This is a genomic window from Caulobacter segnis, assembly GCF_019931575.1.
Taxonomy (GTDB): Bacteria; Pseudomonadota; Alphaproteobacteria; order Caulobacterales; family Caulobacteraceae; genus Caulobacter; species Caulobacter segnis_C.
In genome coordinates, this window is record NZ_CP082923.1 from 4,902,380 (window position 1) to 4,915,845 (window position 13,466).

Annotated in this window: 11 protein-coding genes; 7 read left to right on the forward strand and 4 right to left on the reverse strand. The window is 71.8% G+C overall.

The window, feature by feature from the left end:
- Positions 1-63 precede the first annotated feature (63 nt).
- The 7 genes from K8940_RS22465 to trxA all read left to right on the forward strand — a co-directional run bounded on the left by K8940_RS22465 (position 64) and on the right by trxA (position 10,106).
- Positions 64-939, forward strand: coding sequence for a 1-acyl-sn-glycerol-3-phosphate acyltransferase (locus tag K8940_RS22465; protein ID WP_223392255.1), 876 nt, complete (start codon positions 64-66; stop codon positions 937-939).
- Entirely contained in the window at positions 936-1,382 is a 447-nt protein-coding gene (tsaE, locus tag K8940_RS22470; RefSeq protein WP_223392256.1) for a tRNA (adenosine(37)-N6)-threonylcarbamoyltransferase complex ATPase subunit type 1 TsaE, read from the forward strand. Before K8940_RS22465 ends, tsaE begins: the two co-directional genes overlap by 4 nt.
- Complete coding sequence (amgK, locus tag K8940_RS22475; protein WP_223392257.1) at positions 1,372-2,478, forward strand: N-acetylmuramate/N-acetylglucosamine kinase AmgK; 1,107 nt, start codon at positions 1,372-1,374, stop codon at positions 2,476-2,478. Before tsaE ends, amgK begins: the two co-directional genes overlap by 11 nt.
- Positions 2,475-3,203, forward strand: coding sequence for an N-acetylmuramate alpha-1-phosphate uridylyltransferase MurU (gene murU, locus K8940_RS22480; RefSeq protein ID WP_223392258.1), 729 nt, complete (start codon positions 2,475-2,477; stop codon positions 3,201-3,203). Before amgK ends, murU begins: the two co-directional genes overlap by 4 nt.
- Entirely contained in the window at positions 3,200-6,187 is a 2,988-nt protein-coding gene (gene addB / locus K8940_RS22485) for a double-strand break repair protein AddB (RefSeq protein ID WP_223392259.1), read from the forward strand. Before murU ends, addB begins: the two co-directional genes overlap by 4 nt.
- Entirely contained in the window at positions 6,184-9,654 is a 3,471-nt protein-coding gene (gene addA / locus K8940_RS22490; protein ID WP_223392260.1) for a double-strand break repair helicase AddA, read from the forward strand. The genes addB and addA overlap by 4 nt, the downstream gene beginning before the upstream one ends.
- A gap of 119 nt (positions 9,655-9,773) precedes the next feature.
- Positions 9,774-10,106 (forward strand): thioredoxin, encoded by a 333-nt coding sequence (gene trxA, locus K8940_RS22495; RefSeq protein ID WP_223392261.1) that lies wholly within the window; start codon positions 9,774-9,776, stop codon positions 10,104-10,106.
- 62 nt (positions 10,107-10,168) lie between these two features.
- Here the strand turns inward: trxA and K8940_RS22500 are convergent, their stop codons facing one another.
- The 4 genes from K8940_RS22500 to trpA form a co-directional block, all read right to left on the reverse strand.
- Complete coding sequence (locus K8940_RS22500; protein WP_223392262.1) at positions 10,169-10,276, reverse strand: hypothetical protein; 108 nt, start codon at positions 10,274-10,276, stop codon at positions 10,169-10,171.
- 86 nt (positions 10,277-10,362) lie between these two features.
- A complete protein-coding gene (locus K8940_RS22505; protein ID WP_223392263.1) occupies positions 10,363-11,679 on the reverse strand; it encodes a bifunctional folylpolyglutamate synthase/dihydrofolate synthase in 1,317 nt (438 codons plus the stop codon).
- A gap of 8 nt (positions 11,680-11,687) precedes the next feature.
- Positions 11,688-12,617, reverse strand: a complete 930-nt coding sequence (locus tag K8940_RS22510; RefSeq protein WP_223392264.1) for an acetyl-CoA carboxylase carboxyltransferase subunit beta — start codon at positions 12,615-12,617, stop codon at positions 11,688-11,690.
- Between the two features lie 12 nt (positions 12,618-12,629).
- Entirely contained in the window at positions 12,630-13,457 is an 828-nt protein-coding gene (trpA, locus tag K8940_RS22515) for a tryptophan synthase subunit alpha (protein WP_223392265.1), read from the reverse strand.
- Positions 13,458-13,466 lie beyond the last annotated feature (9 nt).

Sequence of the window (13,466 nt, forward strand, 5' to 3'; positions counted from 1 at the left end):
GGACGCCGATCCTGGCGTCATCCGTCGGCTGACAGCTCCGACGACGCGGCCTAAGCTCCCGTCATGGTTCATGTTCCGGCCGTCGGGGCGATCGGGGCGCGACAGACGCCCGAGCCCCACATCATCGATGTCCTGATCGCCGAGCGCGCCCCGCGCCTGACCGGGTCGGCGATCTGGCCCCTGGTGCGACCGCCGCTCTACGGCCTGCTGGACTACGGCAAGGCACGGCGGATGGCGCAGACCCTCTGTCAGCTGGGCGGCCGGGCGGCGCTGGAGCATGTCTCGGACCTGCTGGCGCTGAAGGTCGAGGTCCGGGGCCTGGAGAACCTGCCTGGCGCCGGCCGGGCCATCGTGGTCGCCAATCACCCCACCGGCATCGGCGACGGCGTGGCCGTCCATGACGCCCTCAAGGCCCGGCGGCCAGACATGATGTTCTACGCCAACGCCGACGCCCACCGGGTCTGCCGCCGCTTCGACGAGGTGCTGATCCCCGTCGAATGGGTCGAGGAAAAGCGCAGCCGAGAACGCATGCGCCTGACCCTGTCGATGACCCGCGAGGCCATGGAGGCCGAACGCGCCCTGATGATCTTTCCGGCCGGCCGCCTGGCGGTGAAGGGCGCGGACGGACGTCTGACCGACCCGCCCTGGATGACCTCGGCCGTCTCGATCGCCCGCAAGTACGGCGCGCCGATCGTCCCGGTCCACCTGACCGGCCCGTGGTCGACCCTGTTCCACCTGTTCGACGGGCGCTGGAAGGAACTGCGCGACATCACCCTGTTCCACGAGCTGCTGAACAAGAAGGGCCGGCGCTTTTCGCTGATCGTCGGGGCGCCGATCGACGCCGAGGCCTTGCCCCATGACGCCGGAGAGGCCACGGAGGTCCTGAAGCGCTATGTGGAGCGCGTGCTGCCGACCGATCCGACGAGCTTTCTGACGTGACCACCGTTTTCCTCGCCGACGAGGCGGCGACCCAGGATCTGGGCCGCAAGCTGGCCGCGTCCCTGCGGCCCGGCGACGCCCTGTGCCTGACCGGACCACTCGGGGCCGGCAAGTCGACCCTGGCCCGCGCCCTGATCCGCGCCCTGACGACGCCGGACGAGGAGGTGCCCAGCCCGACCTTCACCCTGGTGCAGTTCTACGAGACGGCCGCCTTCCCCCTGGCCCACTTCGACCTCTACCGCCTGTCGGACCCCGACGAGGCCTACGAGATCGGCCTGGACGAGGCCCTGGACGACGGCGTCGCCCTGATCGAATGGCCTCAAAGGCTGGAAGGGCGTTTGCCCGCGACTCGGCTCGATATAGACATCGCCCTCGACGGCGACGCGCGGCGCGTCGTCATCGTACGGCACGGCGATTTCGAAGGACGTTCCCTTGAGTTCTGAGCCCCAATTTAAGTCTGAAAGAGGGGCGGCCAAGGCCGCGTTCCTGGGGGCCCACGGTTTCGGCGACGCCCATCGCCAGCCGCTGAGCGGCGACGCCTCGACGCGGGCCTATGAGCGCCTGCGCCGTGGGGACGAGCGCTTCATCTTCATGGACCAGCCGCCAGCCCTGGAAAGCGTCGTCTGCCCGCCCGGCGCCACCGACGCCGAGCGCCTGGCCCTGGGTTACAACGCCGCCGCCCGCCTGGCCGCCGGCTCGGTCGCCGCCTTCGTCGCCACCGCCGACTATCTGCGCCGACGCGGCCTCTCGGCCCCGCGCATCTTCGCCTACGACGTCGCCCAGGGCCTCGCGGTCCTGGAGGACCTGGGCGATGGCCTCTACGCGACCTTGATCGCCGAGGGCCAGGACGAGCGCCCGCTGTACGAGGCCGCCGTCGACCTGCAGGTGGCGCTGCACGCCGAGACGCCGCCCGACGTCCTGGCGGTCGACGACGTCCGCTGGCCGCTGCTGACCTATGACAAGCTCGCGTTGAAGCACGCCACCGACACCTTCCTGGAATGGTGGCCGCAGTTCGCCGGCATCCCGGCGTTCAGTCCCGAGGCCGTGGCCGCGTGGGACGCGCTGTGGGCGCCCGTCTGGGTGCGCGGCGAGGCCGGGGCCAGCGTCTTCACCCATCGCGACTACCACGCCCAGAACCTGCTCTGGCTGCCCGAGCGCGAGGGTGTCGCCCGCGTCGGCCTGCTGGACTTCCAGGACGCCCTGCGCGCCCATCCCGCCTGGGACCTGACCCACCTGCTGCAGGACGCCCGCCGCGACGTCTCGCCGGACCTGGAGACGGCCATGCTGGACCGCTACCTGGCCGCCCGCCCCGGCGCCAACCGCGAGGCCTTCGTCGCCGACTACCGCGCCCTAGCCGCTTCGAACGCCGCCCGGATCCTGGGTAGGGTCTTCGCCCGCCAGGCCCTGCTGGGCCGTCGCCAGTACGAGGCTTATATGCCGCGCACCTGGCGCTACCTCGAGCGGAACCTGGCCGACCCGGCGATGGCGGGTCTCAAGGCCTGGTTCGACCGCCACGTCCCGGCGGAGGCTCGCCGATGAGCAAGGCTCCCAAGCTCGCGATGGTGCTGGCCGCCGGCCTCGGCACCCGCATGCGTCCGCTGACCAACGACCGCCCGAAGGCCCTGGTCGAGGTCGCCGGCAAGGCCCTGATCGACCACATGCTGGACCGCCTGGCCGCCGCCGGGGTCGAGACCGCCGTGGTCAATGTCCACTACTTCGCCGACCTGGTCGAAACCCACCTGAAGGCCCGCGAGGCCAAGGGGCTGGGGCCGAGGATCGTCATCTCCGACGAACGCGCCCAGGCCCTGGAGACCGGCGGCGGCATCAAGCACGCCCTTCCGCTGCTGGGCGAAGGACCGGTGTTCGTGGCCAATATCGACTCGATCTGGATCGAGCACGCTGGCGCGGCCGTCGACGCCGTGGCCGCCGCCTGGGATCCGGAAGCGATGGACGTGTGCCTGATGCTGGCCTCGACCGCCGGCTCGCTGGGCTTCCATGACAGCGGCGACGTCTTCCTAGGCGAGGACGGGGTCGTGCGCTTCAAGGATCCCGGCGAGATGGCGCCCCTGGTCTATGTCGGCGTCCACATCTGCAATCCGGCGATCACCGCCGACGGCCCCGAGGGTCCGTTCTCGCTGCTGCCCCTGTGGAAGCGCCTGGCCGCCGACCACCGCGTCCATGGGGTCGCCCCCGACGGACTCTGGATGCACGTCGGCGATCCGAACGCCAAGTTGGCGGCCGAAGCCAAGCTCGCCGAAGAATGAGCGGCCCGGCCCCCTTCTTCGAGCGTGAGGGGCCGCGCTGGTTCTCGATCCCCGCCCATCGCCCGTTCGTCGACGACCTGGCGCGCGGCCTGCTGAACACGCTGGAGCCGCTGGGCCCCGAGGCCCTGCCCCGCGCCACCGTCCTGACCCCGACCCGACGTGGGGCTCGGGCGCTTGCCGACGCCTTCCTGGCGGTCGGTGGTGGGCGCGCCCTGCTGCTGCCGCAGATCCGGCCGCTGGGCGACCTGGACGAGGGCGAGCCGCCGTTCGAGCCGGGCGACCTGGCGCTGGACCTGCCGCCGGCCATTTCCTCGCGCCGCCGGCGGTTCGAGCTGGCGCGGCTGGTCGTCGACCACGGCGACAAGCTGTCGTTCAAGCCGGGCCCGGTCCAGGCCCTGGAGCTGGCCAAGGCCCTGTCCGACTTCCTCGACAGTTGCCAGATCGAGGAGATCCCCTTCGAGGACAAGTTGGACGGCCTGGCCGAAGGCGACCTCGCCCAACACTGGCAGGTCTCGGCCAAGTTCCTCAAAGGCGTGCTGGGCGCCTGGCCCAAGCGGTTGGGCAGCCTGGGCCTGATCGACGTCTCCGAGCGCCGGGTGAAGCTGCTGCGCGCCCTGGAGAGGCAGTGGTCGGAAAGTCCGCCCACCGAGGTGCTGGTCGCCGCCGGCTCGACGGGCACCGCCCCGGCCACCGCCGACCTGCTGCGCGTCGTGGCCGCCGCTCCGAAGGGCGCCGTCGTCCTGCCCGGCCTCGACGAGGACCTGGCTGACAGCGCCTGGACCCAGATCGAGGGCTCCCAAGGCGAACAGCATCCGCAGGGCGCGATGAAGCGCCTGCTGGACCGCGCCGGCGTCGCCCGCTCGGACGTCCGCGCCTGGGTTGCCGACGTCGACAGCCGGGGCCGCTGGCGCCGAAGGATCGTCAACGAGGCCCTGCGCCCGGCCGAGGCCACCGCCGACTGGCTGGCCCAGATCGCCGCCCTGCGCGCCGAGGCCCCGGGGCTCGACCCGATCGCCGAGGGCCTGACCGGCTTCTCGGTCATCGCCGCTCGCGCCGAGGAGGAGGCCGCCGGGGCCTGCGCCTTGCTGCTGCGCGAGGCGCTGGAGGATCCCGAGCGGACCGCCGCCCTGGTCACGCCCGACCAGACCCTGGCCCGCCGGGTGATGACCCGATTGCAGCGCTGGGGCGTGATTCCCGACAGCTCGGCCGGCGCGCCGCTGGCCGCCGCCGGTTCGGCGATCCTGGCCCTGCACCTGGCCCGCCTGGTCGAGGAGCCCCTGAACCCCGTCCGTCTGCTGGCCTTCGCCAAGCACCCGCTGGTGCTGGGCGAGGACGAAGCCTCGGCCGCCGCCATGTTGGAGCGCAAGGGCCTGCGCGGCGCCGCGCCGGGCTCGAAGGATGTCCTGCGCAAGCGGTTGAAGGACGCGCCCGAGGCCCTTGCCCTCTGCGACCGGGTCCTGGCCGCCGTCGACCACGCCGCCGCCGTCTATGCCGACGGCTTCGCCCCGCCCTGCCGCGCCGCCCAGGCCCTGGTCGAGGCGCTGGAAGGCCTGATCGCCCCCAACCGCCTGTGGGCCGGCGGCGCGGGCGAGTGCCTGGGCGCCCTGATGGCGGCCCTGATCCAGGACGGCGAGCCCCTTCCCGACGCTTCGCCCCAGGCCTTCGCGGACATCTTCGACCGGCTGGTCAACGAGGAGACCGTCCGCGTCGGCGGCGCCACCCACCCCCGGCTGCGCATCCTGGGCGCCATCGAGGCCCGCCTGGTCCGCGCCGACCGCCTGGTGCTGGCGGGCCTGGAAGAAGGCGTCTGGCCGCAGGGCGCGCCGATCGATCCGTTCCTGTCGCGACCCATGCGCCAGCGCCTGGGCCTGCCGCCGCCCGAGCGTCGCGTCGGCCTGACCGCCCACGACTTCGCCCAGGCCGCCAGCGCCCCCGACGTGGTGCTGGTCCATTGCGAGCGGCGCGGCGGCGCGCCCGCCGTCGAGTCGCGCTGGCTGTGGCGGCTGAAGACCCTGGCCGCCGGCGCGGGCCTTGCCCTGCCGCGCCGCGACGACGTGCTGGACTGGGTCCGCGCCCTCGACGCCCCCGCGCCCTACGCCCCGATCGGCCCTCCCGCGCCCGTCCCGCCGGTTGAGGACCGGCCGCGCAAGATGGCCGTCACCCGCGTCGAGGCCCTGACCCGCGACCCCTACGCCGTCTGGGCCCGCGACATTCTCAAGCTCTACCCGCTGGAACGCCCCGACGAGCCGGTCGAGGCCCGGGCGCGGGGGACGGCGATCCACGCCGCCTTCGAGACCTTCGCGGAGACCTTCCCCGACGCCGTCCCGGCCGACGCGGCCGCCGTCTTCGAGAAGCTCTATGTCGACGCCCTGGTTCACGCCGGCATGCCGCCGACCGCCCTGGCCCGCGAGAAGGCCCTGGCCCGCGAGGCCGCCCTGTGGGTCGCCGACTGGGAGCGCCATCGCCGCACGACCGCCCGCAAGATCGTCGTCGAGGCGGCGGGCGAACTGTCGCTCAGCATCAACGGCCGCCCCTTCACCCTGACCGCCAAGGCCGACCGGCTGGAGCCGACGGCCGACGGGACGGCGCACATCCTCGACTACAAGACCGGCGCCGCGCCGTCGCAGAAGCAGGTCGACACCGGCTTCTCGCCGCAGCTGACCCTGACGGCGGCGATCCTGATGCACGGCGGCTTCCCGGACCTGGGCAAGCCGACGCCTGGCGACCTGACCTATGTCCGCGTCACCGGCCGCAAGCCGGCGGGCGAGGAGCAGGTCCGCGCTCTGGCCGGCGAGGAAAGCGCCGCCGCCGCGACCAAGGCCCTGGACGGCCTCTCGACCCTGATCGCTCGCTATGACGACCCCGCCGAGCCCTACCGCTCGCGGGTCGCGCCGCAGTTCGTCAAGGAGCATCCCGGCGACTACGCCCATCTGGCGCGGGTGTTCGAATGGTCGACCAGCGGCGACGATGGGGAGGGCGAATGACGGCGCTCCACGATCCCCAGCGCATCGCCGCCGATCCGGCGATCTCGGCCTTCGTCACCGCCAACGCCGGCTCGGGCAAGACCAAGACCCTGATCGACCGGGTCGCGCGCCTCTTGCTGGCGCGGGTCAAGCCCGAGGCGATCCTCTGCGTGACCTACACCAAGGCCGCCGCGGCCGAGATGCAGCGACGCCTGTTCGAGCGGCTGGGCAAATGGTCGGTGACCAGCGACGCCGACCTTCGCGCCGAGTTGGCCAAGCTGGTCGGCGAGCCGGAGGCGACCTACGACGCCAAGCGCCTGTCCGAGGCCCGCGCCCTGTTCGCCCAGGCGCTGGAGACGCCTGGCGGCCTGAAGATCCAGACCATCCACGCCTTCTGCGAGAAGCTGCTGCGCCGCTTCCCGCTGGAGGCCGGGGTCTCGCCCGGCTTCACGGTCATGGACGACCAGGCCAGCGCCGCCATCGCCCGCGCCGCCCGCCGCGCCACGGCCGCCTGGGTCGACACGCACGAGGACGCCTTCGCCCAGGCCTACGCCCGGTTCTCGGTGGCGCTGGACTTCCTGAGCTTCGAGGCGATGTTCGCGGGCTTCGAAACCCGGCGCGGCCAGATCATGGACTATGTCCGGCGCTGTGGCGGCCTGTCGGAGGCTGTCGCCGACGCCTGGGCGCGCTGTGGGTTCGACGAACCGACCTCGGCCGCCGAGCTCGCCGCCCTGGCCATGGCCCGTCTGGACCTGGGCGCCTGGCGGGCGGCGGCCACGGTGCTCTTCGACGGCGGCGGCAAGCAGGACGCCAAGTCCGCAGAGGCCCTGGCGGCCGTGGCCCGCGATCCTGACGCGACGCTCGATCTCGCCCTCCGCGCCCTGTTCACCGAGGGCGGCGAGGGCACGCCGGCGACCTGGCCGGCCAAGACCTCGGGTCTCAAGAGCCGCGAGGACCTGCGCGAGGCCCTGCTCCTCGAACAGGCCAAGCTGGAAGCCGCCCGCGAGCGGGTCCGCGCCGCCAAGGTGGCCGAGGACACGGCCGACGCCCTGCGGCTGGCGGTGCTCTATGTGGAATCGCACCGGATCGAGAAGGAGGCGCGCGGGGCGCTCGACTTCACCGACCTGATCGACAAGACCCGCGTGCTGCTGACCGAGAAGGTCGAGGCCGCCTGGGTGCTCTACAAGCTGGACGGCGGCGTCGATCACATCCTGCTGGACGAGGCCCAGGACACCGCGCCCGAGCAGTGGGAGATCCTGCGGGCCCTGACCGCCGACTTCTTCGCCGGCGAAACCTCGGAAGGCTGGAGCGGCCGCCGCGCCGAGCGGACCCTGTTCGTGGTCGGCGACGAAAAGCAGTCGATCTATTCATTCCAGGGGGCCGATCCGCAACGGCTGCTGATCGAGACCCAGGGCTACATCGCCCGCATCGAGGCCGTCGGTGCGGTCGGCAAGGGCGTGCCGCTGACGGTGTCGTACCGCTCGACCCGCGAGGTGCTGAGCTTCGTCGACGCCCTGTTCTCCGATCCCGAGACCCGCGAGGGGGTGCCGCCGCCGGTCGGCCAGGACCTGGTTCGCCACGAGCCGTTCCGGAAGGACGGTCCCGGCTGCGTCGACCTGTGGCCCCTGACCCGCGAGCTGCCCGGCGAGGAGCGCGAGGCCTGGGAGGCGCCGGTCGATTCAGAGGGGGAGAGGAGCGCCAACCGCCGCCTCGCCGAGGCCATCGCCGCCGAGACCGCCGCCATCCTGGCGCGTGGCGACGCGGTCTTCGACAAGGAGATCGGCCGCCACCGCGCCGCCCATGCCGGCGACATCCTCGTGTTGGTCCGCCGCCGCAAGGTGCTGTTCGAGGAAATCCTGCGGGCCCTGAAGCGGCGCGGCGTGCCGGTGGCCGGGGCCGACCGGCTGTCGCTGTCCAGCCACATCGCCTTCGAGGACCTGCTGGCGCTGGGCCGGTTCATCCTGTTCCCGGATGACGACCTCACCCTGGCGGCGCTGCTGAAGACGCCGTTCTGTTCACTGACCGACGAGGACGTCTACGCCCTGGCCAAGGGCCGCCGCGCCACCTTGTGGGCCGAGCTGCGGCGCCGGGCCGAGGAGCGCCCCGAGTGGACGTCGGCGCGGGCGGTGCTGGACTGGGCGATCACCGAGGGCCGCAAGCGCCAGCCATTCGAGTTCTTCGCCGGCTGGCTGGGCTTGGCCGACGCCGATGGACGCTCGCACCGCGCCAAGGTGCTGACCCGCCTGGGCGCCGAGGCCGAGGAGGCGCTGGACGAGTTCCTGGCCCAGGTGATGGAGGCCGAACAGCGCGGCGTCCGCGACCTGGAGGCCCTGGTCGCCGACTTCGCGGCCCTGGACATCGTGGTCAAGCGCGAGATGGAAGGCGCCCGCCGCGAGGTGCGGGTGATGACCGCCCACGGCTCCAAGGGCCTGGAGGCGCCGATCGTCTTCCTGCCCGAGACCACCGTGAAGCGCGGGGCCGGCGGCTCGCCGCTGCTGGTGACCGAGGATGGCGCGCTGCTGTGGTGCGGCTCCAGCAAGGGCGACTGCGACGCCTCGGCCAGAGCCCGGAAACTCCGCGAGGACAAGGAAAGCCAGGAGGCCCTGCGCCTGCTGTACGTGGCCCTGACCCGGGCGCGGGACCGGCTGATCCTGTGCGGCCGCATCGACGCCCGGACCAAGGACGACAAGGTCGGCGGCTGGTACGCCGCCGCCCGCGCCGCCTTCGCCCATCCCGACATCGCGCCGGACGTTCGGATCATTGGCGAGGACGAGACGGCCTTCCTGCGCTACGGGCCCGATCCGGTCAGCGCGCCGCGCGTCGAGGACGATGTCCGCGCGCCGACGGTCGCGCCGGCGTGGATGACCCGGACCGCGCCACCCGAGCCGGCGGCCGCCCGCTACGCCGCCCCGTCGCGGATCGAGGACAACGCCCGCGTTCCCGCCCCCTCGCCGCTGGCCAGGGTCTCGGGCCTGGGCCGCTACCGCCGGGGCGAGATCGTCCACAAACTGCTGCAGCTACTGCCCGACGTCGCGCCGGATCAGCGCGGCGGAGCGGCCCAGCGCCTGCTGGCCGCCGAGCGCGACCTGACCGACGACCAGCGCGAGGAAATGGCCCTGGCCGCGTTCGGGGTGCTGAACGACGCCCGCTTCGCCGCGGTGTTCGGCCCCGGCTCTCGCGCCGAGGTGGCCCTGGCCGGAACCAGCGCGCACCTGCCCAAGGGCCTGGCCGTCTCCGGCCGGGTCGACCGGCTGGTGGTCGACGAAGGGCGGGTCCTGGTCGTCGACTACAAGACCAATCGCCCCTCGCCCGACCGGATAGAGGACGCCGATCCGGCCTATCTGGCCCAGATGGCGGTCTATGCCGCCGTGCTGCGCGAGGTGTTCCCCGGACGCACCGTCGAGGCGGCGCTGGTGTGGACGGACGGCCCCAAACTGATGCCGGTTCCAGAAAAGGTGATGGTCGAGGCGCTCGCCCGCCTGGTTTAGGCCGTTGCCGGGCTCGTCGCGTGATCCTACATCTTCCGCAAGCGACCGGAACGAATCCGGTCACATTGACCTTATCGCGTCCTCCGCGCCGAGCGCGTGACGCCAGACTGGAGCAAGCCATGAGCACCGTTGTGGTGACCGACGCCTCTTTCGAATCCGACGTCCTGAAGGCCAGCAAGCCCGTGCTGGTGGACTTCTGGGCCGAGTGGTGCGGTCCGTGTAAGCAGATCGCCCCGGCCCTGGAGCAGATCTCGGAAGAGCTGGCCGACGTCGTCACCGTCGCCAAGGTCAATATCGAGGACAGCCCGACGACCCCGTCGCGCTACGGCGTCCGCGGCATTCCGACCATGATGCTGTTCCGCGACGGCCAGATGACCTCGATGAAGGTCGGCGCCATGCCCAAGGCCAAGATCCTGGAATGGCTGAACGAAGCCGGCGTCCAACCGGCCTAGTCGGCTTGCAGGCCTGAATTGAAGACGCCCGCTCCGGTCTCCGGGGCGGGCGTTTTTCGTTGTCACTTCTTCCCCGTGACAATGAACGGCGAGACCGCGACGGGCGGGGCCTTCTTCTCGGCCTTCGGTTTGCGGATTTCCTTGTTCGACTTCTTCTGACCCTTGGCCATGTCGGCGTTCCTGCCAGGACGGGCGCGCTCGCCGAGGATGTCCGGCGGGCCGTGCCGCCCTATCGGCGTGCGCCAGCCTTACGCGCTTAGACCGGCCAAGTCTCGGGGCTCATGGCCAGCACCTCGCCGGCCAGGTAGAGCGAACCGCAGATCAGGACGTGGGGCGTCGGCTCGAGCTGGAGCGCGCGACCCAGGGCGTCCTCGACGGAATCGCAGGCCGCGGCGCGCAGCCCGGCCAGTTCGGCCGAAGCGGCGGTCTCGGCGGCGCTAGCGGCGGCGTGGCCCTCGAAGGTGACGGTGAAGACCTTGGTCGCCACGCCCCGGAACGGACCGAAGAAGCCGGGCGCGTCCTTGTTGGCCAGCAGACCCGAGATCAGCGCCACGGGCCGACCGTCGCGGGCGGCGAGGTCGGCGACGGCGCGGGCGACCGCCCGGCCGGCGTGCGGATTGTGGCCGCCGTCCAGCCAGAGATCGGCCCCGGCGGCCTTGGCGCGCCGGGCCAGCGGGCCAGCGGTCAGGCGCTGGAAGCGGGCGGGCCAGACCGCGCCGGCGATTCCCCGTCCCATGGCGGCCTCGTCGATGCGGGAATCGCCCAGCGCCAGCAGGGCGGCGACAGCCAGGCCGGCGTTGGCGAACTGGTGGTCGCCCGGCAGCGAAGGCGCCGGCAGGTCCAGCAGGCGGTCCTGCATCTGGACCAGAAGCCGGCCGCGCTCGTTCCAGGCGTCGAAGTCACGGCCCATCAGGGTCAAATCGACGCCGGCCAGGGCCGCGGTCGTGTCGAGCACGTCCTCGGCTTCAGGGTCCTGGCGGGCCGAGACGACCGGAGCGTCCGGCTTGATGATGCCGGCCTTCTCGACGGCGATCTGGGCGATCGTGTCGCCCAGGAACTCGCGATGGTCGATGTCGATCGGCGCGATGACGCTCACGGCCGGCCGCTGGATGACGTTGGTGGCGTCCAGGACGCCGCCCAGCCCGACCTCGACGATGCAGAGGTCGGCCGGGACCTCGGCGAAGGCGACGAAGGCCGCCGCCGTGGTGATCTCGAAGAAGGTGATCGGCAGGCCGGCGTTGGCCGCCTCGACGCGGTCGAGCACGTCGGCCAGATGGTCGTCGGTGATCAGGGTTCCGGCCAGGCGGATACGCTCGGCGAAGCGGACCAGGTGCGGTGAGGTGAAGACGTGGACCTTGAGGCCCGCCGCCTCGGCCATGGCCCGCAGATAAGCGACCGTCGAGCCCTTGCCGTTGGTGCCGGCCACGTGGATCACCGGCGGCAGGCGACCTTGAGGATCGCCCAGCGCCGCGCACAGCCGCCGCATCCGGTCCAGCGACAGGTCGATCAACTTCGGGTGCAGCGCCTTCAGCCGCTCCAGGGCGGCGTCATGGGCGCGAAGGTGCTCGGCCAAGTTCGAGCTCAGGCCGCCTTGCGGTTGCGGCCCATCATGAGCGTGCCGAGAACCGAACCCAGCACTTCGGGCAAGTCCTTGCGGTGGGTGACGCGGTCGACCATGCCCTTTTCGACGAGGTATTCCGAGCGCTGGAAGCCCGGCGGCAGGGTCTCGCGGATGGTCTGCTCAATGACGCGCGGACCGGCGAAGCCGATCAGGGCGCCCGGCTCGGCCAGGTGGATGTCGCCGAGCATGGCGTAGGAGGCGGTGACGCCGCCGGTGGTCGGGTCGGTGAGGACCACGACGTAGGGCAGGGCCGCGTCCTTCAGTTCGTTGATGGCCAGGGTCGTGCGGGCCATCTGCATCAGCGACAGCGCGCCTTCCTGCATGCGGGCCCCGCCGGCGGCGGTGAAGGCGATCATCGGGACCTGGCGCTCCAGGGCGGCCTTGGCGGCGGCGATGAAGCCCTCGCCAGCGGCCATGCCCAGCGAACCGCCCATGAAGGCGAAGTCCTGGACCAGCACCACGGCGTCGACGCCGGCGACCTTGCCGTAGCCGATGGCCATGGCGTCCGGCTCGCCCGTCGCCTTGCGGGCGGCGACCAGCCGGTCCTTATAGGGCTTGCCGTCCGAGAACTGCAGCGGATCCTCGGGAACCGCCGGGGTCGGCAGGGCCTCGTACTGGCCGTCGTCGAAGGTGAACTTGAAACGGGCTTCCGGCCCGATCCGCATGTGGCGACCGGCCGGCGTGACCCACAGGGCCGCCTCCAGGTCGGAGCGGAAGATCATTTCGCCCGTGTCGGGGCATTTGACCCAGAGGTTCTCGGGCGTCTCGCGCTTGGCGAACGCGCCGCGCACGCCGGGGGCGATGCGCGACAGCCAGCCGCCACGGCGGCCTTCGGCCGGCGCCTTGGATTTGTCGCCCTTCTTCGGGTCCTGGGGTTCAGCCATAGCCATAGCCTTAGAGCCTCACTTCGTCCCGACTCGCGCCGAACGCACAGCCTTAGCCAGCTCCGACGCTTTTAGAAGAACCTTCTCGGTCACGTTTTCGTTCAACCGAGCGGCGGATTCGATTTCGTCCACGAGCGCCGAGCCCACGACGGCCGCGTCGGCCACGCGGGCCACCTCGGCGGCGCGTTCGGCCGTGCGGATGCCGAAGCCGACAGCGACCGGCAAGCCCGAGGCCTTGCGGATCCGTTCGACGGCCGGCGCCACGGCGTCGGCGTCGGCTTCCTTGACCCCGGTCACCCCGGCGACCGAGACGTAATAGACGAAGCCCGAGGTGCGACGGATCACGGCCGGCAGGCGCTTGTCGTCCGTCGTCGGCGAGGCCAGGCGGATCAGAGACAGGCCTTCGGCTTCAAGCGCGTCCGACAGCGGGTCGGCCTCCTCGGGCGGGCAGTCGACGACAATCAGGCCATCGACCCCGGCCTCATTGGCCTGCTTGGCGAAGGTTTCGAAGCCGCGGTTCACCAGCGGATTCAGATAGCCCATCAGGATGATCGGCGTGTCCTGGTCGCCCTCACGGAAGGCGCGGACGATGTCCAGCGTGCCGTTCAGCGTCATCTTCTTGGCCAGGGCGCGCTGGCTGGCGCGCTGGATGGTCGGGCCCTCGGCCATCGGGTCCGAGAACGGGAAGCCCAGCTCGATGATGTCGGCGCCGGCGGCCGGCAGGCCCTTGACGATCTCGAGCGCGGTCGCCGCGTCCGGGTCCCCGGCCATGACATAGGCCACGAAAGCGGCGCGGCCCTCGGCCTTCAGCGCCGCGAAACGGCGGTCGATACGGTCTTTGGTCAAGTGTCGCTT

What these genes read in the sequence shown, in the direction of transcription:
- K8940_RS22465 (WP_223392255.1), top strand. Translation starts at nt 64, where the DNA reads ATGGTTCATGTTCCGGCCGTCGGGGCGATCGGGGCGCGACAGACGCCC.
- murU (WP_223392258.1), top strand. Translation starts at nt 2,475, where the DNA reads ATGAGCAAGGCTCCCAAGCTCGCGATGGTGCTGGCCGCCGGCCTCGGC.
- addB (WP_223392259.1), top strand. Translation starts at nt 3,200, where the DNA reads ATGAGCGGCCCGGCCCCCTTCTTCGAGCGTGAGGGGCCGCGCTGGTTC.
- addA (WP_223392260.1), top strand. Translation starts at nt 6,184, where the DNA reads ATGACGGCGCTCCACGATCCCCAGCGCATCGCCGCCGATCCGGCGATC.
- trxA (WP_223392261.1), top strand. Translation starts at nt 9,774, where the DNA reads ATGAGCACCGTTGTGGTGACCGACGCCTCTTTCGAATCCGACGTCCTG.
- K8940_RS22500 (WP_223392262.1), bottom strand. Translation starts at nt 10,276, where the DNA reads ATGGCCAAGGGTCAGAAGAAGTCGAACAAGGAAATCCGCAAACCGAAG.
- K8940_RS22510 (WP_223392264.1), bottom strand. Translation starts at nt 12,617, where the DNA reads ATGGCTATGGCTGAACCCCAGGACCCGAAGAAGGGCGACAAATCCAAG.